Here is a 23,340-nt window from a genome sequence, read left to right on the forward strand (position 1 = left end):
GGGCCACGTCGTGCAGCGCCTCGGGCAGTTCGGCGCTCTCGTCCCCGGTCACCGCGCCGACGTCCGTGTGCGTGCTCAGCGCGGGATGTCGCCCCGCACCGCCCTCGTCGCCCGCAGCGCCGTCACCAGCGTGCGTGCCTCGATGTTCACGTAGTTGCTGTGCTGGAGGAGCTCGGCGAACTGCGCCTCGCTCACCCAGATGAACTCCTCGGGCACGTCGAGCGGGAACTCCTCGCCGGCCTCCACCAGCAGATAGCGGTTGGTCGCACGGTGGAAGCGGCCGCCCTCCTCGGACTGCACCGAGTCGAAGAGGACCCGGTCGCGCGGCGCGTCGAGTACGAGGTCCAGATAGCGCGGCCGGGCCTCGGGGGGCAGGGACATCGCGTGGCCGGGCTGGCACTGCACGGTCGGCGCCAGCTCGCACACGTTGAGGACCCCGGCCTCCGTACCGGCCTGTGCCAACAGGTGCGGCATACCGTTGACGTGGCGGACGAGGAACGCGGAGAGCCCCTGCTCGCTGGGGGCGAGCAGGGGCTGGGACCAGTGGGTGACCTCCCGGTTCGTGGCACGTATGTCCGCGGCGAGCAGACTGAAGTGGTGTCCGTCCACATGGGCGATCTCGTCCTCCCCGCGACGCCACTGCCCGACGTCGGCCAGTGGTATGGAGCGCTGCACCAGTTCGCGTCGCGCCCTCACCTCGGTGATACGGCCGAGCACTTCTCCTGTCGAGTGCAGCGGGCGTCCGTGGTCGGAGGGCAGGGAGATCTGCGCAAGGACGGTACGGGCATCCATGTTCAGCACGTTGTCCTCGTGCAGCAGACCGTAGAGCTGCCCGAGGGTCAGCCAGACGAAGTCCTCGTGCCCGGGGACGTCACCGACCGCCTCGACCACCACGTTCCGGTTGCGCTTGCGAAGGAACCAGGCCGCCTGCTCCGATTGCAGGGAGTCGAACAGGACCCGGCCGTCCTCGTAGGGGGGGATGAAGTGCTCCAGGTAGCGCACGCTGGACCCCCTGTGCACCCCCGTGTAGTTGCTCCGGGTGGCCTGCACGGTCGGGGACAGCTGCACGGTGTCGAGGTTGCCCGGTTCCATCTTGGCCTGCATCAGGCAGTGCAGCACCCCGTCGAACTCCTTGACCACGATGCCCAGGATGCCGATCTCGGGCTGGTTGATGATCGGCTGCGTCCAGCTGCGCTCCTGTCCGTTCCAGGACGTACGCACGTGCAGTCCCTCGACCGAGAAGAACCGTCCGCTCCCGTGCACGAGATTGCCCGTGTCGTCCTCGAAGTGCCAGCCGGCCAGCTCGGAGAACGGGACACGCCGCACCTCGTAGCGCTTGGAGCGGCGCTGCGCGGTGAACCAGCTGTGGAACTCGGCATTGGGTGTGACGGCGCTGTCGGTGGTCAGGGCGGACCGGGCGAGGCGCGCACCGGTGTCGGCGGCCGTCTCGGAATGCTTCGCCAGGCGGTCGACCTCGATCCAGTATTCGGCGAGGCTCGCTGAACTCGCGGTCGTGGTCATCGAGTTGCTCCTTCGGGCTCGTACGCGGACATCACGTCACGAACCCTCCTGCACCCCGATCGCCTCCAACTGGAGACGGCCTTGAGGCTCTTCCAAGGCCGTGCGCCCGCACTGCTCAAGGAGGTCTTGAGTGCCGGGGGCTACCGTCGTCGGCATGGAGTCCAGTGGTCTGGAAGTATGTGAACTCGCCCTGCCGGGCGCGTTCCTCCTCGCGCCGCGGGCGGTCGAGGACGAGAACGTGGTTCGCTACGAGGCATTCCGCCAGGACTACCTGGAGGAGGCCATCGGGCGTCCTTTCGCGATCCGCTACAGCAGTATGTCGGCCGCGCGCCGTCTGGTGCTGCGCGGCATCCACGGCACGGCCGGCGACAACGGCCGGGCCAGGCTGTTCGGTTGTGTACGCGGCGCCGCGCTCCATGTCGTCGTGGATCTGCGGGTCGGGTCGCCGGACTACGGCCGGCATGCGGTGGTCTGGCTCGACCACCGCAACGAGTCCGGGGTGTTCGTCTCCGAAGGGCTCGGCCATGCCTGGCTCGCCCTTGAGGACGACACGCTGGTCGTCTGCCACAGTTCGCTGCCGTACACGGCGGGTGCGGGCTACACGGTCAGCGCGCTCGACCCCGAACTCGACCTGCCCTGGGGGCTCACCGAGGCGCCGGTGATGACCGACGACGACCTCGCCGCGCCCACCGCGGCGGAGGCGCTGGCGAAGGGTCTCCTGCCCTCCTACGAGGAATGCCTCGCGCAGTACGGTCAGGCACCGCCCACCCCCGACTGAACCACCACATATCCGGCGCCCCTCCCCTCGCCGGACCCAAAGGCCCCGCGTGCCCCCCTGCACGCGGGGCCTCGGGCATGCCCGGGCGGCCATCGGTTTTTGCGTCCCCGTTGTTCGAAGGCCCTCCTGTGGACCATGAATCCCTCACGTCCCCGACTGGGAACGGGCCACCGGACAGCGGGGAATCACGCACTGTCATCAAAACAGCCACCGTGGCAGATTCGAGGTCACACGACACAGACAAGGGGGCCGGCCGCATGCGAATCTACGTTCTGGGTTCGTTGGACGCCGAGCTGAACGGTGTTCCGATTCTGCCCACGGCGGCGAAGCCGCGGCAGATCCTGGCGTTGCTCGCCATCTATGCCAACCAGGTCCTGCCGGTTTCCGCGCTGATGGAGGAGATCTGGGGCGACAACGCGCCCCGCAGCGCGCTCACCACGCTGCAAACCTACATCCTCCAGCTCAGGCGCTGCATGGAGAAGGCGCTCGACGGAGAGCCCGGCGGCTCCAAGGAACTGCTCCTCACCCGGCACGGCGGCTATCTGCTACAGACCGACCCGGGCAACATCGACGCGCACGAGCACGACCGTCTCTCCTCGCTCGGTCAGCGCGCCTTCGACCAGGGCGACGACCAGCGCGCCGCCGACCTGTTCCGTGCTGCTCTCGCCCTGTGGCGGGGGCCCGCCCTGGTCGACGTGCGCACGGGACCGCTCCTCGAGATCGAGGCGATGCGCCTGGAGGAGAGCAGGATCGGAGTCCTCGAACGGCGGATCGACGTCGAGCTGCGGCTCGGCCGCCACGCCGAGGTGCTCACCGAGCTCACCGCGCTCACCGCGAGGCACCCGCTGCACGAAGGGCTGCACGCCCAGTCCATGGTGGCGTTCTACCGCGCGGGGCGGCCCTCCGCGGCCCTCGACGTCTTCCGGAATCTGCGCACCCATCTGGTGGAGGAGCTGGGCATCGAGCCCTCACAGCGGTTGCAGCAGCTCCAGCGGGCCGTGCTCGGCAGCGATCCGGTGCTGGACGCGGACGCGGGGACCACGCGGGTGCTCGACCGCTTCACGCGCTGATTGCCCTGGGAGGATTCGTGCGCGTGCTCTTCTCCGCGGGCCTCGGCATGCCGGCCGTGCTGCGTCTGGTGCTGCTCGCCAGGGAACTGCAGACGGCCGGCCACGAGGTCCGCTTCACCTGCGCGGCGCGGGCCCGGCACCGCGTGACCAAGGCCGGCCTCGTCCCCGTGCTTGCCGATCCGTATCGGTTCAGCCGGGCCTGGCGCCCCGATCTGGTGGTCTACGACCCGCTGTGCACCGACTCGACAGCGATGGCGGCCGGGGCAGGAGTGCCCACGGCCGCCTATCTTCCTTATGTCCACGAGCCGTTGCCGCCGCAGCCGACCGTCTGGATCGACCCCTGTCCTGCGCTGATCAGGGCACGGCCCGAACCCGATGCCTGGCCGGTGAGCTGCCAGGCCTACGAACTGCCCGGACAGCCGACACCGTGGCTCACCGAGCTGCCCCTGCTTCCGCGCGTCTGCATCACCGGGATGCCGACCGGGACCCGGCCCGAGGACCGGCGTCGTGCACGGCTGTTCCACCGGGTCGCCGAAGCCGTCGAGAGCCTCGGTATGCAACTCCTCGTCCTGAACGGCGATGACCATCCCTGGAGTCTGGTGCTGCGGGGCAGCGTCCTCGTCGTGCACGGAGGGGACGAGGGGGTCGTGTACGCGGCTGCCCGGTTCGGGGTCTCCCAGCTCGTGCTGCCGGCCGGTCAGGAGGAGCAGCGGGCCGGGCAGCTGATCGAGCAGGCCGGGATCGGCCGTTGTCTGACGGGCGACGAGCCGACGGACAGCGTCAGCATGCTGCGGCTGCGTTTCCACATCGCCGAGCTGGTCAACGGCGGCCGGGTGCTGCCCGCAGCCGCCCAGCTGGGCACCAGCATCGCCCGTATGCCGACGCCCGCCGACCTCGTGCCGGGCATCGAGGCGCTTCTCAGCCGGCAGGAAAGCAGGCAAGGCGGCCGGCAGGAAAGCAGGCAAGGCGGCCGGCAGGAAGGCAGGCAAGGCGGCCGGCAGGAGGATGTGCGGGGTGGCCGAACGGAGGCCGGGCAGGAAGTCCGGCGGGACAGCCGGCCGGAGAGCCGGCGAGAAGGCCTGGAGCAGATCCGCCAGGAAGGTTGACGGGCCCGCGCCGGCGGGGGATGTGCGGCGCGAGCCCGTCGCTCGGGGGGAATCCCAGTCTGCCGGCCTGCCCTGGAGGACGGCTCGACCACCGGTCGGCAGACCGTACGCCGGTCAGCGGGATTCTTCGGGTCGGTCCGGGGTGAGCCGTGCGGGCAGTGACCAGGAAAGACCGGCCGACTCGCAGGACGTGGCAGGTCCCGACCAGGGATCCTCACCGTGGATGTCGAGGATCTGCTCACGCAGCCACAGGTCGAAGGGGTGCGTCGACTCCGCCCAGCGCTTCCTGGTCCGCTCCGGGTCGGGAGTCTCGAAGTGCACGATCACATGGTCACCGTCGGGCCGCGGGTCGATACGGAGCACCTCGTTGGTGATCCTGAGCCTGCGCCGTGACGCCTCGTACTCACGTCGGCGCGGCCCTTGCAGGTCGGCCGTGAGCCGGTGCCAGGCCACGTACTTGGCGGTCCTCAGCGGCACCGTGCGGGTCACGGAACGCGCACCCTGCACGCTGCGCCGGCCACCCTTGCGGGGCGCCATCATCCGCATGCCGAGCGCGGCGAACATGTTGGACGACACCCCGTGCTCCCAGCGCTCGGCGATCCTGCCCTCCTCGTCGAAACGCCAGATGACGATGCCGAGGGAGAGGAACGAACGTCCGGTGGGCGCCATGCCGAGCAGTTCGCCGAGGTGGGTGCCGCGCCAGGTGTTGTGGATGACGACCATGTTGTCGTGCGCGCTGATGTCCTCGATGGTGACGTTGAAGTCGGGGAAGGCCTCACGCAGTCCGGCGATGGTGTACTTCACGCCCTCGGCGCCGTCGGGTGCGCCGGGCAGCCCCGCGTGGTCGATGATGTCCGGCCGGTAGTGCTCGTCCACGAGCGAGAAGTCGCCCTGGTTGATGAACTCGGTGAAGACGCGCAGGATGGTCGCCTTGTTCCGCTCCTCGGTGCTCTCCCAGACCGTCCGTACCGGGTGGGCGATCGCCGCTGTGGTCATGACGCTGTCCTCTCTGCTCTGTTCGGACGGGTACGCAGGTGCTCACGCAGTGGTGGTCGCGGCGGACTTCCACCGCTTGCCGTAGGCGACGTGATCGCGTTCGGTCGACTCGAAGGTGCGGTTCCAGACGAGACTCAGGACCCTGTCGCGCAGCCAGACGGCGGCCCGGTTCTCGATCGCGCCCATCACACCGATCCGGTGGGCGAGCAGCTGCATCGGCCGTGTGCGCTCCTGCCGTTCGGCCTCGTAGGCACGCAGCGCCGCGCTGACGTCGACGCCCGGTGCGGCGAGATGGCCGGCCAGGACCAGGGCGTCCTCGATGGCCACGCACGCGCCCTGCCCGATGTTGAAGCTCATGGCGTGCGCCGCGTCGCCGAGCAGCGTGACCCGGCCGCGTCCCCACACCGAGTCGGGTTTGCGGTCCAGGACGTCGCCGCGCAGGATGCTCTCCGGCCTCGTGGCGTCGAGGATCTGCCGCACCGGATCGGTCCAGCCGGCGTGCCGTGCGCGCAGCATGTCGAGGGTCTGCTCGGGTGTGCCCTCGTCGCGGCCTCCCGCGGGGCCGTTGGCGACACTCATCCAGTGCACGACGCCGGGGGCGATGTCGTAGTACGTGAAGCGGGTTCCCTGACCGAACAGGGCCTGGAAGGTGCCGGGCGGGAACTCCTCGGGTGACAGCTCGGCGTGACCGCGCCAGGCGATGTACCCGGTGTAGTCGGGCGGCTGGTGGCCGAAGAGACCGGTGCGCACGGCGGACCGGACACCGTCCGCGCCGACCAGCAGATCGCCCTCCGCGGACGTGCCGTCCGCGAAGTGCAGACTCACCCCGTCCTCGTGCTCGGTGAACCCGGTGACCTCGGCGTCGGTGACGATCGGCGCGTGCACCGCGTCCCGCAGAATGCCGTGCAGTTCGGAGCGGCCGATGGCGACCGTGGGCTGACCGTAGCGTTCGACGAACTGGCCCACGGGATACTGCCCGATCGGCCGTCCGGTCGAGGTCGCGAAGTGGCACACCTCCTGGGCGGGGGCGATCGCGGCAATCCGGTCGGCGACCCCGAGCTCCGCGAGTGCGAGCATGCCGTTGGTCCAGATGTGCAGTCCGGCCCCGCCGTCACGCAGGGCGGGTGCGCGTTCGAAGACGACCGACTCGATGCCCTGTTGTTGCAGGGCCAGGGCGGTGGCGATACCGCCGATTCCGCCGCCGGCGATGAGAACGCGGCGTACCGGGCGAGGTGTTGCAGCAGACATGTTCTTCTCCAGGAAGGTCGGGGCGGACGGCGCTCGGGCGGTGGTTCAGCGGCTCAGGGAGGCCATCTCCTTGTCGGGGTAGCGGTTGCCGGCCGTGACGCCGTACGGGGCGATCCTGTCGATCGCCGCAAGGACGTCGGCGGAGAGCTCGACGTCGGACGCGGAGATGTTCTCCTCCAGATACCGGCGCCGCTTGGTGCCCGGGATCGCGACCACGTCGTCGCCGCGCGAGAGCACCCAGGCGAGCGCGAGGCGGCCGACGGTCGTGCCTGCCGCTGCGGCGAGATCGTTCAGCTGGTCCACGACGGGCAGGTTCTGCCGGATGTTCTCGTCCTTGAAACGCGGAGCGATACGGCGGAAGTCCAGGCCCTCGGGGATATCGGAGGTGTCGCGGATCGTGCCGGTCAGGAAGCCGCGGCCGAGCGGGCTGTAGGCGACGAAGCCGATGCCGAGCTCGCGCACGGTGTCGAGGACGCCGTTGACCTCGACATCGCGCGTGAACAGCGAGTACTCGGTCTGTACGGCGGTCAGCGGATGCACCGCGTGGGCACGCCGGATGGTCGCGGGCGCCGCCTCGGAGATGCCCAGGTGCCGCACGAGTCCTGCCCCGACGAGTTCGCCGAGCGCGCCGAAGCTCTCCTCGATCGGGACGTCGGGGTCGACCCGGTGCAGGTAGTAGAGGTCGAGGTGGTCGGTGCCGAGCCGGCGCAGGGTTCCCTCGATCGACTTGCGGATGTAATCGGGGCGGCCGTTGATCCGCCAGGTCAACTGGCCGTCGTCACCGATCTCGTTGCCCACCTTCGAGGCGAGCACCACCTTGTCGCGGCGCCCGGCGACGGCACGGCCGATCAGCTCCTCGTTGGTGTGCGGACCGTACATGTCGGCGGTGTCGAGCAGGGTGACGCCGAGTTCGAGCGCCCGGTCGATGGTGGCGAGCGCCTCGTTCGCGTCGGCGTCGCCGTACCCGAACGTCATACCCATGCAACCGAGGCCCTGGGCCGAGACGTCCAGCGCTGACGACGTCCCCAGCCTGCGGGTGTTGAGTGCCACTTGATGCCTCCTGAAATTACGACTGATGAGTGAGATGACTGAGGTGCTGGTGATGAGTGAGCCGGGGAGGGGAGGGGCGGGGCGGTGGTTCGTTCAACCCGCGTACGCCGCATGCCAGGTCAGCGAAAGACCGGTGTAGATGTACCTGCTGGCCTCGATGCCGAGGACCACGATCCGGTCTCCGGGCCGGATGCGCCCCGAGGTCCAGCCCGCGTCGAGGGACAGCGGCACCGCGGCCGAACCGGTGGCTCCCACATCGGCGAGGTTCTCCACGATCCGGCCTTCGAGCGCCTTGATGTCCGCGGCCGGCATACCCGCGGACGCGAACTCCTCGGCGAAGTAGTCGGCGTTGCCCTCGGGAAGCACGATCGCGTCGAACTCGTCGAGCGCGCGTCCGTCCTTGCGTGCCATCTCCTGGATCGCGCGGACGAACACCTGCGGCCCGAACGTGGAGGTACCGGGCACGTCCACCTTCATCTGGATCAGCTGGCGCCGTTTCAGCTGCTCCGCCTGCGGCACATCGGTACCGCCGCCGATGATCTCCATACCGGGCTTGCGCAGGCCGCCCACACAGGCGTTGACGTAGGCGAAGGCGTCGGCTGTTTCGTCCGACGGCTCGGCGCGCAGCACCACGGCCCCCGCACCGTCGCCGAACGTGTACAGCGTCAGCCGGTCCCGCATCCGGACCCGCTCGGGGTCCTTGCCGAGGAACAGCGGCGCCAGAATCGGGGATCCGACCTCGCTGCCCACCACGAGGGCGGTGCGCGCCGTGCCGTCGGCCAGCTGCCGCCGGGCCAGGTCGAGCGCCTGCACCCAGCCCGCACAGGCCCCGCGGAGCTCGATCGCGGCGACGCTCTCCAGGCCAAGGTAGTGCTGGAGCGTGGTGGCGACGTTGGGCAGCGTGTACTCCGGTGTGGCCGTGCACACCACGATCAGGTCGAGCTCGTCGGGCTCCACACCGGCCCGTTCCAGGGCCTGCCGTGAGGCATGCTCGGCCATCCGGCTGTTGTTGATCAGATGCTCACCCGTGTCCGGGTCGATCATCCAGTGCCGGGTCTTGACCTGGATGCCGGCGAGTACGTCGTCCGGGAGCGGCCCGACGTACTTCTCCAGCGTGGCGTTGTCGATCGGATCGCCGGGCACATAGCCGCCCGTGGAGAGGATCTTCACGTCGTACGCGGTGGTCATCGGCCGGACTCCGTTCCGGTCAGAGGGGCGGGGGACAGGACGAGCGAGGTGTGGGTGCCGCCGAGGGAGGAGCTGTTGACCAGGACGGGACGGGCCGTGGCGCCGGCGCGCCAGGCACCGACCGCGAGGACCGCCGATAGATGGGCGCCCGCGCCGACCGGCTCGCCGAGCAGCCGCTTGGGAGTCTCCAAACGCACCCGGCCGAGATCGAAAACCCGTCCCACAGCGGCCAGTTCAGGCCGGTCGGCGGCCGCGAGCCCCGCTGCGTTCGCCCAGACGGCGTCGATGTCGTGCGGTGCGAGTCCGCAGCCCCGCAGCGCCTGGCGCATCGCCCGCTCCACACCGTCGCCCGACGGGTCCCAGCGGCCGATGCCGCAGGCGTCCGACGCCGTGGCGTGACCGAGGACCACAGCGTGCACCGGGGCGCCGCGCCGCTCGGCACTCGACCGCCGCTCAAGGACGAGCGCGATACCGGCCTCGGCGAGCGTGTAGCGGCGCCCGGCCGCCGAACCGAACAGCGGGATGCTGCGGTACGCGTCGAGCGTGGCCGGCGAGAACGCCTCCACCGCCGGTACCAGGAGACGCTCCGCGCGCCCGGTACGCAGCAGGTCGTACGCGACACCCAGGGCCGCGGCACCCGCGGCGTGCCCCGACGTCAGCGTCGAGGTGGGCCCCTTCGTGCCCAGGGCCATGGCGACGTGGCCGGCCGCGCCGTTGAACACGGTGTTCGGGAACACGGCGGGGTTCGCGGCCTGCGCACCCTCGGTCAGCACCGGGACGGTGAAGCGCTCGGCGCTCTCCATGGGCCCGATCCCGGTACCGAGCACCACGCCGGTCGCGTCAAGGGCAGGCTCGTCACCGTCCGCACCGGCGTGGCGGAGGGCGGCGCGGCAGGCGGCCACGGCGAGCTGGGAGACCTTGTCCATACGCCGGCGTTCGCGGGCGCTGCCCGCGGCCGAACGGTCGAACTCCACACGGGCCAGGCGCAGTCCGTCCTCCTCCACCCCTGGCCCCTGGCCTGCCGCGTAGGCCTCCCAGAGCGCCTCGGCCCCCTCGCCGGCCGAGGTGATCACACCGAACCCGGTGAGCACGATGTCGTCCGGGGCGGCGGCCGGAGCCGGGGCGCCGGGGCCGCCGGGGCGGGTGAAGGCGAGGGTCGCGTTGGCGCCGGCGAACCCGAAGTTGTTGGACAGCGCGGAGTCGAAGACCATCGGACGGCCCTTGCCCGCCACCGGGTCGAGTCCGCACTGCGGATCGAGACCGACACAGGTCGCGGTGGGCGGCGCCACCTGGTCGCGCAGGGCGAGCACCGTGACGATGCCCTCCACCGCACCGGCCGCGCCGAGCAGATGGCCGATCATCGACTTGGTGCTCGACAGGGCCGTCTTCTCCGCTGCGGCACCGAGCGCGGCACGCACCGCGTTGCTCTCCGCCGAGTCGTTCTTCGGAGTGCCGGTGCCGTGCCCGTTGACGTACCGGATGTCGTCGGGGGCGAGACCCGAGGAGGACAGGGCCGCACGGATCGCCTTGGCCGCGCCCTCGCCCCCGGGCAGCGGTGCCGTCGGGTGGTAGCCGTCGGCGGACAGACCGTAGCCGAGCAGCTCGGCGATGACCGGGGCGCCGGTGCGCTCGGCCGTCTCGCGCGACAGCAGGACCAGCATCCCGCTGCCCTCGCCGAGGGACAGTCCGCACCGGTCCTTGGAGTAGGGGGCGGCGGCCTGCGGGGACAGCGACCACAGGCTGCTGAACCCGGCGAACGCCGACTCGGTGAAGGCATCGCTGCCGCCGACGAGCATCGCGTCCGCCGCACCCGACCGGATCACCTCAAGGGCATGGGCCAGCGCGTGCGCACTGGAGGCGCAGGCCGTGTTGACGCTGAGCACCGGGCCCTTGAGGCCGAACGCGGCGGACAGCGCCTCCGCTCCGGCCTGCGGCGGTACGTAGGTGTAGCGGTGCCAGTCGGGCACGGCGCCCTCCTGCACCTCGCGCAGGGCGAGTTCGGCGCTGCGCCAGCCGGCGTGGCAGGTGGCGTAGGCGACACCCCAGCGCTCGGCCGGGAGGTCGACGCCGACCCGGAGCCGTGAGGCGGCCATGGCCTCCTCGGCGGCGGTCAGCGCGTAGTCGAGGGAGAGGTCACGGGTGTCGGGGCCGGGAGCGTAGTCGTAGGCCGGCTTGCACGCTTCGGTGACCTCGCCGCCGACGCTCGTCTGGTACTGGTCCATGGGCAGCCGGCGCACCGGTGCCACCGCCACCTGCCCGGCGCGCACCCCTTCCCACAGCGCCTCGGCCGAAGCGCCGTGCGGGGTGATCGCACCGACTGAGGCGATCACGACCCCGACGGTCCGCTCGGCGGCGTCCGCCATCGGTTCGCTTCCTTCTGCGGCCCGAGCCGCTCGGCCGCTCATGAGGGCCTCGACAGTGTCAGCGCCACGGCCTGCCCCTCGATGCCACGGGCCAGCGCCAGCGCATGCCGGGGCCGTGACTCCCGCGCGCTTCCCCTGACGTGGTCAAGAGCGCACTTCGGGTCGACGCGGTCGAGGTTGAGTGTCGCGGGCACCACCCCGTGGTGCAGGGCGAGCGCGGAGACGGCGGCGTTCAACGCACCTCCGCCGCCGACGAGATGACCGGTCTGCGGCTTGACGGTGCTCACCGGCACGGATCCGGCCGCCGTACCGAGTGCGGTGCGCAGGGCCGCCGCCTCGCCGCGGTCACCGAGCCGGGTTCCGGCACCGTCGGCGGCGATGTAGCCGAGGTCGTCCGCGGCGACCCGGGCATCCGCCAGGGAGCGCCGGACCGCACGGGCGAGACCGCGGCCCTCGGGGTCGGACGCCGGGGGCGTACGGGCGTCGTGACCGGCGCCGTAGCCGGTCAGCTCCGCGTAGATACGGGCCCCGCGCCGGAGCGCCGACTGCTTCTCCTCAAGGACGAGCAGCGCCGCACCCTCACCGGGGACTCCGCCGCTGCGGTCGCGGTCGAAGGGGCGGTAGGCCGCCTGTCCCAGGTCGTTACGGGTGGTCAGCACACCGAGCCGGTCGAGCAGCGTCATCGACCACCAGCTGGTGGCGTCGTCGTAGCCGCCTGCGAGCACCACGTCGGCGTCCCCGCGGCGCACCGCGCGCATCGCGCGCCCGATGGCGTTCGCGCCCGCGTCGGCGTAGCCGGCGAAGAAGGTGCTGGAACCACGGATCCCGTACGTCTGCGAGATGTTGAACACCGCACCGGCCGGCAGCCCTTCGACGAAGAACAGCGGCGGCATGATGGCGTCGCCGTGCCGCGCGAGATGCGCCAGGTCGGCTGTGCCGTCGGGACGGCGGATGACCTTCAGCTCGTCGATCAGCTGCTCCATGCGGCCCAGCGACTTGTTGCCGCCCAGGTACAGGCCCGCGCGGTGGCCGAGTTCCTCGCCGCCCGCCTGCTTGTGCGCGAGACCGGCGTCGTCGAGGGCGAGGCGGGCCGCCGCGAGCGCGAGACGGTCACCGCGGTTGATGGTGCGCAGCTGGCGCTTCGTGGCGAACCGGGCCGCGTCGAAGCCGGCCATCTCACCGCCGAGCCGGGTCTGGAGCGGCGACGGGTCGTAGGCCGTGATCGGACCGATCCCGCTCTCGCCGGACACCAGCGCCTTCCAGTTGGCATCGGGTCCTTCGCCGAGGGCGGTCAGCAGGCCGATGCCGCTGACGACGACCTGGCGCCCGTCGTCGCTCTGCGGCGTGTGTCCGTTTCGCTGTGAGGTCGTCATCGCTGTGCTCCCTCCTCCTCGTAGCGCCCGACGACGAGCCCGATGTTGGTGCCGCCGAAGGCGAACGCGTTGATGAGGGCGTGCCGCACCTCCTGCTGGCGCGCCGTGTTCGGGACGAAGTCGAGGCCGAGCCTGCGGTCGGGCGTCTCCTGGTTGATGGTCGGCGGCACAAGGCCGTTGTTGATCGCGCCGATCGCGGTCAGCACGCTCAACGCGGCGGATGCGGCGGTGAGATGGCCGGCCATCGACTTCGGTGAGCTGATGAGGAGCCGCTCGGCGTCATCGCCGAACACCTTCTTGATCGCCGTGGTCTCCGACAGGTCGTTGCCCGGGGTGCTCGTGCCGTGCGCGACGACGTAGTCGATGTCCGACGGTTCGAGACCGGCGTCCGCGATCGCCGACTGGATGGACTCGATGGCCCCGGTGCCGTCGGGCGGCGAGTCGGTCATCCGCCAGGCGTTCAGGCTGGTGCCGTAGCCGAGGACCTCGGCGAGGATGTGTGCCCCGCGGGCCCTGGCGGCTTCCAGTTCCTCCAGGACGAGGACGACGGCGCCCTCCCCGAGGACGAACCCGGAACGTTTGTCGTCGAAGGGGCGGCTGGCCCGCTCCGGATCGTCGTTGTACTCCTTGGTGAGGGCCCCGAGCAGCCCGAAGCACAGCACGTCGAGCCAGGTCGTCAGGGAGTCGTAGCCCCCCGCGAGCATCAGCGTCGCGTCGCCCTCCTGGAGGGAGCGGAAGGCCTCACCGATGGCGTGCCCGGAGGCCGAACAGGCGGTGGACACGCCCAGCATCGGGCCGGTCGCGTCCAGCATCCGGGCCATGGCCGCGGCAGCGATGTTCTGGCTGTAGGCCAGGGAGTCGGAGGGCGCGTACGTGGTGAACGCGTCGTCCCTGCCGGTCTTCTCGCGCAGCGCCCCGACGTCCACGAGCCACTGCAGATCGGGACGGTCGACACAGGCGCCCATCGCCACGCCCATGTCCGAACCGTCGTAGGTCTCCTTGCCCACCCCCGCGTCGCGCAGCGCCTCCCATGCCGCGCCCACACCGAAGGTCCCGGGCCGCAGCAGATGCCGCAGTCCGACCGAGTCCGGCACCGACTCCGCGAGGTGGAAGTCCTTGACCTCGCCGGCGATGGTGACGTCGAAGCCGGTGGTGTCGATGGTCGTCAGCTCTCCGACCCCGCTGCGCCCTTCGGCCAGTCCCTGCCAGGTGCTCGGTGCGTCGTTGCCCAGGGGCGTGACGGCGCCCACGCCGGTGACGACCACCCTGCGGTTCATCGCGGCGCCTCCGCCCGCAGAGTCCTTCGGCCGTCAAGCCTCATAGTGATCGTCTCCTTCTGCCGTATGTGTGCGATCTGGTCTCGGGGCCGCCGCCGGGTCGGCGGACGGCTCCGGTTCGAAGGCGGGGCCGGGAGTGCCGGGCAGGCACACCATGACGGCGTGTGCCACGGCGAGCCCTCCGCTGTGGCTCAGGGAGAGGTCGATGTGGTGCATCCCGAGGGATGTGGCGACGGCTTCGACCTCGCCGTACAGCCGCACCTGTGGCCGTCCCGCGCGATCGTTGACGACCTCGATGTCCGTCCACTCCATGCCCCGGCCCATCCCGGTCCCGAGGCTCTTGAGCACGGCCTCCTTGGCGGCCCACCGGGCCGCCAGGTGCTCGCCGGCCCTTTTGCGCCGGTAGCAGTAGGCGAGTTCGCGAGAGGTGAAGACCCGTTCCCTGAGTTCGGGTTGTGAGGACATCAGATCCTCGACCCGGGTCACCTCGGCCAGGTCCATGCCGGTCCTCACCCGCAGCGGCGGCGGCGCGGGGCCCTCGGGTGACCGCCCCGCCCCCGGCTCACGCAGCCGCGGGCGCGAGCGCAGCACGCTCGGCCACCAGATCCGTGAGGTTCTGCACGGTGAACAGCGTCAGGACTTCGTCGGCCGTGAGCTTGCCGGCGAGTTCCTGCACGTCGATCTGCGGCAGGCACTTCTTGAGCTGGGCAAGGCCGACCTCGTTGATGATGTCGTCCTCGTCGGCGAACTCCTCGTCGGGTATGCCGCCCTGGAGCAGCTCGGCGATGTCCGAGACCTTGATCTTCACGCCCGAGGCCTTCTCGACGCGGAACAGGATGTCCAGCAGGTCGATGGACTCGGCGTCCAGGTCGCCCAGCAGAGTGGCCTCGGGCACGGCCTCCTCGATGTCGACGCCCAGAGCGTCGGCGACCGCCTTCTGCACTATCGCGCCGAAGTCCTTTTCCCCGTACGACATATCGGTGTTCTCCCTTTTCGTGGAAAGTGCCGGTGCGGTACGGCCGCGGTGCTGCGGCCCGTGTGGTGCGCTTGACTGATGCAGCGTCAGGAGGCGATCGGTTCCCGCCAGTCCACCGGCGTCAGCGAGCGGTGGAAGGCCGTCAGGCGGCGCGCGTCCCCGGTGGAGCGGGTGAGGACGTCTCCGAGCGTGCGGCGGGTGAGTCCGCCGAGCACCCGGCCGGGCCCGATCTCCGTGTAGGCGCTCACCAGGCGTTGTTCGGCGGTGTTCAGTACGTCGACCCAGCGGACGGGTCCGGTGAGCTGACGCCGCAGCAGTTCCCTCGCCTCCTCGCCCGAGTGGACGTGGCTGCCGGTGACCGAACTGATCACGGGGAGAACGGGATCGGCGAACGGCTCGTCGGCGAGCGCCTCGGCGAACTCCTCCTCCACCGCGCTCATCAGGGAGCAGTGGAAGGGGGCGCTCACGTCCAGCGGCACGACGCGCTCCGCACCGGCCTCCATCGCGATCTCGGCGGCCAGCGCGACAGCGTGGGCGTGTCCTGAGATCACGGTCTGAAGCGGCTCGTTGTAGTTGGCGACCTGGACGATGCCGGCGGCCTCGGCTCCCTCGCAGGCCGTGCGCACCCGGTCCGCGGGCAGGCCGAGTACGGCCGCCATCGCACCGGGCACCTCACGCGCCACCTCGCCCATCAGCACACCGCGCAGCCGCACCAGCCGCAGAGCCGACTCGAAGGAGAGCACCCCGGCGGCCACCAGGGCCGGATACTCGCCCAGGCTGTGACCGGCGGCTGCCGCGGGCCGGTAGCCGGCCTCCCGCAGAACCTCCCATACGGCCAGGCTCGTCGTGGCGATCGCGGGCTGCGTGATCTCCGTGTGGGCGAGTTCCTCGGCGGTTCCGCTGACGCAGATCCGCGACAGAGGACGGCCCACGATCTCGTCGGCCCGGGCGAACAGGAGCCTGGCCGAGGGGTAGGTGTCGAGCAGGTGCCGTGCCATACCGGGCCGCTGTGAGCCCTGCCCTGGGAACATGGCCAGGCATTCGCCCACGGCGCTGTCGCGGCCGGATCCGGTCGAGGCGGTCATCGGGTACTCCTCTCGTGGGTGTGGGTGCGCTGCCAGCCGGCTGCATCGGGCACGTAGCCGGACTGCGGGCTGCGCCAGCACCGGGGCCTGCCCCAGTGGCGCGCCGTCGTCGTCCGGTCGGGTCGTTCGGGTTCGGGCCGTAGCGCGGCGAGCACGACGAGCACGGCCGCCAGTTCCTCGGGTGTGGGGTTGCCTCGCAACACCGTCAGCGGCGTGCTCACAGCGGCTCGTTGCCGTGCTTGCGCTGCGGCTGCCGGGCTCGCTTGGTGCGCAGCATGTCCAGGGATTTGATCAGCACCCGGCGGGTGTCCGCCGGGTCGATGACGTCGTCGACATGTCCGCGCTGGGCGGCGACGAACGGGTTCATCAGCTGCTCGGTGTACTCGGCGACAAGCTCCTTGCGCAGCTTCTCCGGCTCCGCGGCCGTACGCAGCTGCCGGCGGAAGATGATGTTGGCCGCGCCGTCCGCGCCCATCACGGCCGTCTGGTTGGAGGGCCAGGCGAACGACAGGTCGGAGCCGATCGACTTGGAGTCCATGACGATGTACGCACCACCGAACGCCTTGCGCAGGATGACCTGCACCCGCGGCACCGTCGCCTCGCAGTACGCGTACAGGAGCTTCGCACCGCGCCGGATGATCCCGTTGTGCTCCTGGTCGGTTCCCGGCATGAATCCCGGCACGTCGACCAGCGTCACGAGCGGGATGTTGAACGCATCGCAGGTGCGCACGAACCGCGCGGCCTTCTCCGACGAGTCGATGTCGAGCACCCCGGCCATGACGGCGGGCTGGTTGCCCACGATGCCCACCGTGTGGCCGTCGAGCCGGGCCAGCACGCAGACGATGTTCGAGGCCCAGCCCTCCTGGACCTCCAGGTAGTCGCCGTCGTCGACGATATGGCCGATGACGGTCCTGATGTCGTACGGCGTACGGTCATCGACCGGCACCAGGCGCAGCAGGTCCTCGCACCGCCGGTCCGGATCGTCCGAAGGCCGCACACTGGGCGGCGTCTCGGCGTTGTTCGACGGCAGGTACGACAGCAGCTCCCGTACGTCGTCGAAGCAGGACTCCTCGTCGGCGGCCACGAAGCTCGCCACGCCGGTGCGGGTGCCGTGCGTGGCGGAACCGCCGAGCTGCTCCTGGGTGATCTCCTCCCCGGTCACCGCCCGCACCACGTCGGGCCCGGTGATGAACATGTTGGCCATGCCCTCGACCATGAAGGTGTAGTCGGTGAGGGCCGGCGAGTAGACGGCGCCGCCCGCGCAGGAACCGAGCACCACGCTGATCTGCGGCACCACGCCCGAGGCGCGGACGTTGCGGGCGAAGAGCTGGCCGAAGCCGGCCAGTGCGTCGATGCCCTCCTGGATACGGGCGCCGCCGCCGTCGTTGAGACCGATGACCGGGGCGCCGACGGAGTCGGCGAAGTCGAGAAGCTGGTGGATCTTCGCCGCGAACGTGGCGCCGAGCGCCCCGCCGCGTACTCGGGCGTCATGGGCGAAGACGAAGACGGTGCGGCCGTCGATCTCCCCCCAGCCCGTGATCACTCCATCGCCCTCCGGGTGCGAGTCCTCCATGCCGAACCCCACCGCCCGGTGCTCGGCGAACAGGCCGAGTTCCGTGAACGTGCCAGGGTCGAGCAGCGCGTCGATGCGCTGGCGTGCGAGCAGCTTGCCCTTGGAGAGGTGGCGGGCCTCGGCCTCCGGGTCGTGCCCGAAGTGCGCCTCGGCCCGGCGCGTGGTGAGCTCGTCGGTCAGATCGGCCATCGTGGGTACGTGCGCCGGTGCCGGCGGCCGGGTTCCCGACGGGGTCTCGTCGAAATCCGGCAGCACGGCCTGGGAAGTATCCGGAAGAGCCATGGAGCCCTCACTCCTTCCTGCCCTGTCGCGTGGGTGCCTTCCGGCCACGACTCTCCGGCACCGGGGTGGGCGCGGGACTGGAGCGTCCCTTGAGCTGGGGTGAACTAGCAGGTCAACGGCGCTATGCGGGAACGGCGGCAGCCTCGGTCGGCTCCTCGACACGGCCCGCGTCGAGCTCCTGCGCGAAGCTGCGCTGCAACCCGTCGAGCCGGTAGCGGGTCGGCTGATCGCCCACGGCGGCCTCGGCCACGGTGAGGAAATGGGACTCGACCAGTTGCTCGCAGGCGTCCTCGACCGTGGCGAAGTCCTTGCCGAGCACGGGGCAGGCCAGATGGGCGTCGAACTCCGCGACCGGCAGATGGCCCAGACAGCGGAGCGCCTCACGGGCGTCCTCGGGCAGCGACTTGTAGGAGGCCGTGAAGCTGGCGCGCACACTCAGCGAGCTGTGCGCCAGTTCGTCGAGGCGTCGGCCCTCGTCGCTCAGCCGTTCCGCGTAGCGGTGCAGTGTCCAGTGCGGACGGGAGTTGAGCCGCTGGGCCGCGGCGCGCAGGGCGAGCGGCAGCCCGCCGCAGTACCGGGCGATCGCGGCGGCCGCGGCCGACTCCCGGTAGACGCGCTCCTTGCCCAGCATCCGGGCAAGGAGCCGCATGCTGTGCCCGTGCGGCAGCTCGGTGACCGGCACGACGCGGGCGCCCAGCGGAATACTGAGCCGGCCCCGGCTGGTGAGCAGTACCGCGGTGTCCCCGCTGCCCGGAAGCAGGGGCCGCACCTGCTCATCGTCGCTCGCGTCGTCCAGGATGATCAGTAGCTGCCGTCCCGAGAGGGCGAGTTGGTAGACCTCGGCCCGCTCGTCGGGATCGGCGGGAATGCCGTCGGGTTCCGTACCCAGGGCGCGCAGCAGCCGTCCGAGTACCGCATGGGGGTCGGCCGGGCGGGCGCCGCTGCCGCGCAGCGCGGCGTACAACTGGCCGTCCGGATAGGCGGAATGCAGCCGGTGTCCCAGGTGCACGGCGAGCGCCGTCTTGCCCACTCCGCCTCCGCCGACGAGCAGGACGGCGGGCGGCTGCGTCTCCGAGGGCCGGGTCAAGGTCCCGCGGATCATGTCGAGCTCGCGTTCCCGCCCGGTGAAGTCGGGTGGCGCGAGCGGCAGCATGTGCGGGACGGCGGGCGCGGGCCGTGCGGCGGTGACGAGCTGGGGCGCCGCGGACTCCTGCGGATCACCGCCGCGCTCGGGTGCCGGCGCCGGGGCCTCGCCGCGCAGAATCGTTTCGTAGAGCTGCTGTATCCGCGGCGACGGCTCGGTGCCGAGCTCCCTCGCGATCAGCTGGCGTATCGCGTGGTAGTGCTCCAGGGCGTCGACGCTGCGCCCCTCCAAGTAGAGCGCGAGCATGAGCCGTTCGCAGAGCTGCTCGGACAGCGGATCCGCCAGGAGCGCGGCGCGCAGATCCGGCAGCACGGTGCCAGGCCTGTCGAGCCGCATCTCGGTGTCCGCCCACTGGCTGAGCGCCTCGTGGTGCAGCTGACGCAAGGTCTCGCGGACCCGGGCCGCCCAGTCGCTGTGCATACCGGCCAGGGCATCGCCCCGCCACATGGTCAGCGCCTGTTGCAGCAGCCTGCTGCGCTCCTGGTCCTGCAACGACTCCTGCTGCGCGCTCTTGAGCAGCCGGCGGAACCGCACCAGGTCCACCGCGCCGAGATTCGCCGAGACCGAGTAGCCGGCCGAGGACCTGACGAGACCGATGGGCTCCGGGAGGTCCGTCGAGGCGTGTGCCAGCGCACGGCGCAGCCGGGTGACGTACGTGTGCACGACGTTGCGGACGCCCGCGGGCGGCCGGTCCCCCCACACACGGTCCACGAGGGACTCGAGCGGCACCGGTCGTTCGGGATCGACCAGCAGGGCACCGAGAATGCTGCGTTGCCGTGCGGGGCCGAGATCGGCCAGAGCGCTGCCCGTCCAGAGTTCTATCGATCCCAGTATCCGGAGCTCCATCGAAGATCACCCGTATCCCTTCCGTATCGAGGACGCTAACTCCGGCCGGTGCAGCGCTCCTTGATTCCTGCTCTGGCATGACCTGGGGACCTGCGCTCAACACGACGGCACCCGTCCGCGCGGAACGCTTCCGCGGGGACGGGTGCTTGATGACGCGTGCGGGCTGCGGGGGGCGAGGCGGCTCAGACCGCCGCGGGCTCCTTGCGCTGCGGCGTGTAGTCGGCGTGGTCGACGGCCCGCTCCCACACCGCCTCGAAGGCCTCCTTGCACCGGCGGATCAGCTCGGGGTCCTCGGAGAACTCGTGCGGTCCCCAGGAGCCGTCGCCGTGGAAGGTCGTGAAGCGCACCAGGCTGTCGTCGAAGACCCAGAAGTCGTTGCCCGGGAGCAGCAGGTCCGAGGCCCGCTGCCGCGGCAGCCAGCGGACCTTCTCACCCGCGGGCACATTGACGATGGTGGTGGTCTCCCACTCGTACTGGATGAAGTCGGTCACCGGCTCGGACACGATGCGCGCGCGCCGCCAGTCGACACCGCGCTTGACCGCGTCCTGCACGAGATCGACCCAGTCGCTGTGCCGGTCGAGCTCGATCGGGATGCCCTTCTGCCAGTCGACGAAGACCGGGCCCTGCGGGGTGTAGACGTCCCGCGTCTCCAGATGGACGGCGGAGTGCTCGGTCTGCGCGATCAGTTCGGCGAAGGCCGGGAAGTTGCTCGACATACGGATCTCCCATGTGGTTGCGGGTCAGGCCGGGGCACAGGCCTGATCCGCCGGGCAGACCCTGTTCGTACGACGTGCTCGCGGAGCCGGCCTCCGTGCCCGGGCCACAGTGGAGCGCCGCCGCCTAGAACCGGCCTTGAGCGCCGGTCAGGGCGCCCGCGGCGCGCGGGCCGGTCCGTATCCGCGCCGCGGTGGACTCAAGCACGGGTCGAGCGTGCCGCGATCGCTCTGCGCTCAATTGGATGCATCAGACCGGCATCGGCCAAGGCTCAGACCCAGGGGGAAACCTCACCGTGGACGACGTGATCACGCTCGCCCGGCTGCAATTCGGCATCACCGCGATTGCGCACTACCTGTTCGTCTCACTCACCCTCGGCCTTGTCACCTTCGTGGTCGTCATGCAGACGAGATGGGCGCTCACCGGCAAGGAGGAGCACCGGAGACAGACCAGGTTCTGGGGGCAGCTCTACGTCATCAACTACGTGCTGGGCATCGGCACCGGTCTGGTGATGGAGTTCCAGTTCGGACTCACCTGGAGCGGGCTCACCCACTTCGTGGGCAATGTCTTCGGCGCACCGCTTGCGGTGGAGACGCTGGTGGCGTTCTTCGCCGAGTCCACGTTCCTCGGGCTGTGGATCTTCGGCTGGGACCGTCTGGGCCGGCGGCTGCACACCCTGATGATCTGGCTGGTCGCCCTGACCGCCTACGCCTCGGTGTTCTTCGTGCTCTCCGCCAACGGTTTCCTCCAGCACCCGGTGGGCGAGCGCACCGAGGACGGCAAGATCTACCTGGAGAGCTTCACCGCACTGCTCACCAACTCCAACGCCCTCGCGGCCGGGGCGCACGTGCTGAGCGCCTCGATCGTCACCGGTGCGTTCTTCATCATCGCCGTCAGCGCCTGGCATCTGCGCCGCGGCACCGGACACGACGCGTTCTACTGGTCCTCGCTGAGGCTGACCCTGCCCGCCGCCCCCCTCCTCGTCCTCGCGACGACCGGGCTCGGCGCTCTGCAACTCAGCTACTCCACGGACCAGACGCCGACGAAGTACGGCCCCGGGCTCGACGAGGCCGTGGACAAGGCCAGGGAGTTCAGCGAGCAGTTCGGTCCCGGTGGGTACTACCCGCCGTCCTTCGTCGGCATCTTCGAGTACACGATGGTCATCCCGGCCGCGTTCATGATCCTCATCACCCTGGCCGGTGCCCTGATGATGATCAAACGCCGAGTGCTACGCAGCCGGACGATGCTCTGGCTGCTGACCGCGGCGCTCGTGCTGCCGTACGTCTCGAACATCTCGGGCTGGATCTTCCGCGAGGTCGGCAGGCAGCCCTGGGCCGTCTACGGCCTGCTGAAGACCGAGGACGCCATCACCCCCCGCCTCACCGCGGGCAGCGTGCTGTTCTCGCTCATCCTGTTCGCCACCCTGGTGACCGCGCTGACGCTGGTCGACTGGGCGCTGCTCGTCCGCTTCGCGCGGCGCGGCCCCGACGGCGCCCAGCTCGGTCACCTGCCCGGCGAGCCGGAGCCTGCCGAGCCCGGCATCCGGAGCCGCGGGCGGCACACGCGGGACGCGCAGGCGGCGAAGGACGAGCAGCGCGACGCGCAGGGCGAGACGGAAGCGGAGGACCGGGAGTCCGCTCCGGTCTTCTGACACCCGCCCCGTTCAACTCAGCAGGAGACCCAAGGAAGCAGGGGAAGTTCATCGTGTGGGAGATCATCTGGTACGCCTTGCTCGGCGTACTCCTCGCCGGCTACCTGGCGCTCGACGGCATCACCATCGGCACCGGCATCATCGGCCGGCTCGTGGCGCCGGGCGACGCCGGGCGGCGGACCGTAGCCGCGGCGACGGGCCCCTTCTTCCTGGGCAATGAGGTCTGGCTGGTCGCCGCAGCGGGCATCACACTCGGCGGGTTTCCCGGTCTGGAGTCCACGGTGATCAGCGGCCTCTACCCGGTGATCGTGCTGGCCGTCGCGGCCCTCGTCGTCCGCGGGGCGGCCGTGCAGTTCCGCCGCCGCGTCACCACGCCGGGCTGGCTGCGCGGCTGGGACGTCGTGGTGCAGGCCACCTGCCTGGTGCTGGCCGTGATGTGGGGCGCCCTGGCCGGGTCCGTGCTCGGCGCACTGCCCGTACAGGACGGCCGGATCGCGGCCGACACAGGGCTGCTGCTGCGTCCGGTGCCCGCCCTGTCCGCGCTCACCGCCGTCGCCGTGTTCGCGCTGCACGGCGCCGTCTTCCTCGCGGTGCGCACCACCGGCGAGGTCGCGGAACGTGCCGCCGCTCTCGCCCGCCGGCTCGCCGCGGGCGCCGCCGGACTCGGCGTGCTCACGATCGCCGCGGTCGCGCTCGACGGCCGGGCCCGCGACGGCGTACTCAACGCGCTGCCCGCCGCGCTCCTCGGCCTCGCCGCCATCGGCGCCGCGCTGCTCGCCCCGCGGTACGCCGCGTCCGGACAGGGACGCGGCGGACTGCGCGCCCCTGCCGTCAGCGCCCTCGCCGCCCTGCTGCCGGTGGCCGCGATCGCCGTGGCGCACTGGCCCGAGGCCGTGGTCAGCACGGTGGCCGGGCAGCACCTGTCCGTCGAGGAGGCAGCCGCCGACCCGTCCACCCTCAGCGTGGTCGGTCCGGTGGTGCTCCTGGTGTTCCCCGTGCTGCTCGCCTTCCAGGCCATGCAGTGGTGGGCCCACCGGGGCGCCTCCGACGACCGGACACCGGCCTACCTGTGAACGGTGTTCCCGGCCCCAGGGCCCGC

At 70.8% G+C, this 23,340-nt stretch carries 20 protein-coding genes; 5 read left to right on the forward strand and 15 right to left on the reverse strand.

What is annotated here, in order from left to right; genetic code table 11:
• Window positions 1-75: 75 nt before the first annotated feature.
• The gene (locus AB0E85_RS16445; protein WP_361927078.1) at window positions 76-1,521 is read right to left on the reverse strand and encodes an NDP-hexose 2,3-dehydratase family protein; all 1,446 of its coding nucleotides are present in this window, start codon (window positions 1,519-1,521) and stop codon (window positions 76-78) included.
• A 154-nt stretch (window positions 1,522-1,675) separates the two neighbouring features.
• Here AB0E85_RS16445 and AB0E85_RS16450 point away from each other — a divergent pair, with 154 nt between their 5' ends.
• From AB0E85_RS16450 to AB0E85_RS16460, 3 genes are all read left to right on the forward strand, one after another.
• On the forward strand, window positions 1,676-2,299 hold the full coding sequence (locus AB0E85_RS16450) for a dTDP-4-dehydrorhamnose 3,5-epimerase family protein (RefSeq protein WP_361927081.1): 624 nt from the start codon (window positions 1,676-1,678) through the stop codon (window positions 2,297-2,299).
• 257 nt (window positions 2,300-2,556) lie between these two features.
• Window positions 2,557-3,369, forward strand: a complete 813-nt coding sequence (locus AB0E85_RS16455) for an AfsR/SARP family transcriptional regulator (RefSeq protein ID WP_361927083.1) — start codon at window positions 2,557-2,559, stop codon at window positions 3,367-3,369.
• Between the two features lie 17 nt (window positions 3,370-3,386).
• Window positions 3,387-4,475, forward strand: coding sequence for a nucleotide disphospho-sugar-binding domain-containing protein (locus AB0E85_RS16460; protein WP_361927086.1), 1,089 nt, complete (start codon window positions 3,387-3,389; stop codon window positions 4,473-4,475).
• A 114-nt stretch (window positions 4,476-4,589) separates the two neighbouring features.
• Here AB0E85_RS16460 and AB0E85_RS16465 read toward each other — a convergent pair whose 3' ends face one another.
• From AB0E85_RS16465 to AB0E85_RS16530, 14 genes are all read right to left on the reverse strand, one after another.
• On the reverse strand, window positions 4,590-5,471 hold the full coding sequence (locus tag AB0E85_RS16465; RefSeq protein ID WP_361927088.1) for an ester cyclase: 882 nt from the start codon (window positions 5,469-5,471) through the stop codon (window positions 4,590-4,592).
• Window positions 5,472-5,513: 42 nt separating this feature from the next.
• Window positions 5,514-6,719: an FAD-dependent monooxygenase gene (locus AB0E85_RS16470; protein ID WP_361927091.1), complete on the reverse strand. Its 1,206-nt coding sequence runs from the start codon at window positions 6,717-6,719 to the stop codon at window positions 5,514-5,516.
• Between the two features lie 45 nt (window positions 6,720-6,764).
• Entirely contained in the window at window positions 6,765-7,769 is a 1,005-nt protein-coding gene (locus tag AB0E85_RS16475) for an aldo/keto reductase (protein ID WP_361927093.1), read from the reverse strand.
• 93 nt (window positions 7,770-7,862) lie between these two features.
• On the reverse strand, window positions 7,863-8,957 hold the full coding sequence (locus AB0E85_RS16480; RefSeq protein WP_361927095.1) for a 3-oxoacyl-[acyl-carrier-protein] synthase III C-terminal domain-containing protein: 1,095 nt from the start codon (window positions 8,955-8,957) through the stop codon (window positions 7,863-7,865).
• The gene (locus tag AB0E85_RS16485) at window positions 8,954-11,320 is read right to left on the reverse strand and encodes a beta-ketoacyl-[acyl-carrier-protein] synthase family protein (protein ID WP_361927097.1); all 2,367 of its coding nucleotides are present in this window, start codon (window positions 11,318-11,320) and stop codon (window positions 8,954-8,956) included. Before AB0E85_RS16485 ends, AB0E85_RS16480 begins: the two co-directional genes overlap by 4 nt.
• Window positions 11,321-11,358: 38 nt before the next feature.
• Entirely contained in the window at window positions 11,359-12,693 is a 1,335-nt protein-coding gene (locus AB0E85_RS16490; RefSeq protein ID WP_361927100.1) for a beta-ketoacyl-[acyl-carrier-protein] synthase family protein, read from the reverse strand.
• On the reverse strand, window positions 12,690-13,970 hold the full coding sequence (locus AB0E85_RS16495) for a beta-ketoacyl-[acyl-carrier-protein] synthase family protein (protein WP_361927103.1): 1,281 nt from the start codon (window positions 13,968-13,970) through the stop codon (window positions 12,690-12,692). The genes AB0E85_RS16490 and AB0E85_RS16495 overlap by 4 nt, the downstream gene beginning before the upstream one ends.
• A 33-nt stretch (window positions 13,971-14,003) precedes the next feature.
• Window positions 14,004-14,561 (reverse strand): holo-ACP synthase, encoded by a 558-nt coding sequence (gene acpS, locus AB0E85_RS16500; protein ID WP_361927106.1) that lies wholly within the window; start codon window positions 14,559-14,561, stop codon window positions 14,004-14,006.
• Window positions 14,533-14,946, reverse strand: coding sequence for a phosphopantetheine-binding protein (locus tag AB0E85_RS16505; RefSeq protein ID WP_361927109.1), 414 nt, complete (start codon window positions 14,944-14,946; stop codon window positions 14,533-14,535). The genes acpS and AB0E85_RS16505 overlap by 29 nt, the downstream gene beginning before the upstream one ends.
• A gap of 86 nt (window positions 14,947-15,032) precedes the next feature.
• Window positions 15,033-16,031 (reverse strand): ACP S-malonyltransferase, encoded by a 999-nt coding sequence (gene fabD, locus AB0E85_RS16510; RefSeq protein WP_361927112.1) that lies wholly within the window; start codon window positions 16,029-16,031, stop codon window positions 15,033-15,035.
• Window positions 16,028-16,252: an acyl-CoA carboxylase epsilon subunit gene (locus tag AB0E85_RS16515; RefSeq protein WP_361927116.1), complete on the reverse strand. Its 225-nt coding sequence runs from the start codon at window positions 16,250-16,252 to the stop codon at window positions 16,028-16,030. The genes fabD and AB0E85_RS16515 overlap by 4 nt, the downstream gene beginning before the upstream one ends.
• Entirely contained in the window at window positions 16,249-17,886 is a 1,638-nt protein-coding gene (locus AB0E85_RS16520) for an acyl-CoA carboxylase subunit beta (protein WP_361927119.1), read from the reverse strand. Before AB0E85_RS16520 ends, AB0E85_RS16515 begins: the two co-directional genes overlap by 4 nt.
• Window positions 17,887-18,007: 121 nt before the next feature.
• Window positions 18,008-19,876: a BTAD domain-containing putative transcriptional regulator gene (locus AB0E85_RS16525; protein WP_361927122.1), complete on the reverse strand. Its 1,869-nt coding sequence runs from the start codon at window positions 19,874-19,876 to the stop codon at window positions 18,008-18,010.
• A 182-nt stretch (window positions 19,877-20,058) separates the two neighbouring features.
• Window positions 20,059-20,592, reverse strand: coding sequence for a DUF6879 family protein (locus tag AB0E85_RS16530; protein WP_361927125.1), 534 nt, complete (start codon window positions 20,590-20,592; stop codon window positions 20,059-20,061).
• Window positions 20,593-20,885: 293 nt separating this feature from the next.
• Between AB0E85_RS16530 and AB0E85_RS16535 the strand changes: the two genes are divergently transcribed.
• Both AB0E85_RS16535 and AB0E85_RS16540 read left to right on the forward strand, forming a co-directional pair.
• Window positions 20,886-22,241, forward strand: coding sequence for a cytochrome ubiquinol oxidase subunit I (locus AB0E85_RS16535; protein ID WP_361927127.1), 1,356 nt, complete (start codon window positions 20,886-20,888; stop codon window positions 22,239-22,241).
• A 53-nt stretch (window positions 22,242-22,294) separates the two neighbouring features.
• Window positions 22,295-23,314 (forward strand): cytochrome d ubiquinol oxidase subunit II, encoded by a 1,020-nt coding sequence (locus AB0E85_RS16540; RefSeq protein WP_361927130.1) that lies wholly within the window; start codon window positions 22,295-22,297, stop codon window positions 23,312-23,314.
• Window positions 23,315-23,340: the final 26 nt, after the last annotated feature.

The organism is Streptomyces sp. NPDC029044, from assembly GCF_040637495.1.
Lineage (GTDB): Bacteria > Actinomycetota > Actinomycetes > Streptomycetales > Streptomycetaceae > Streptomyces.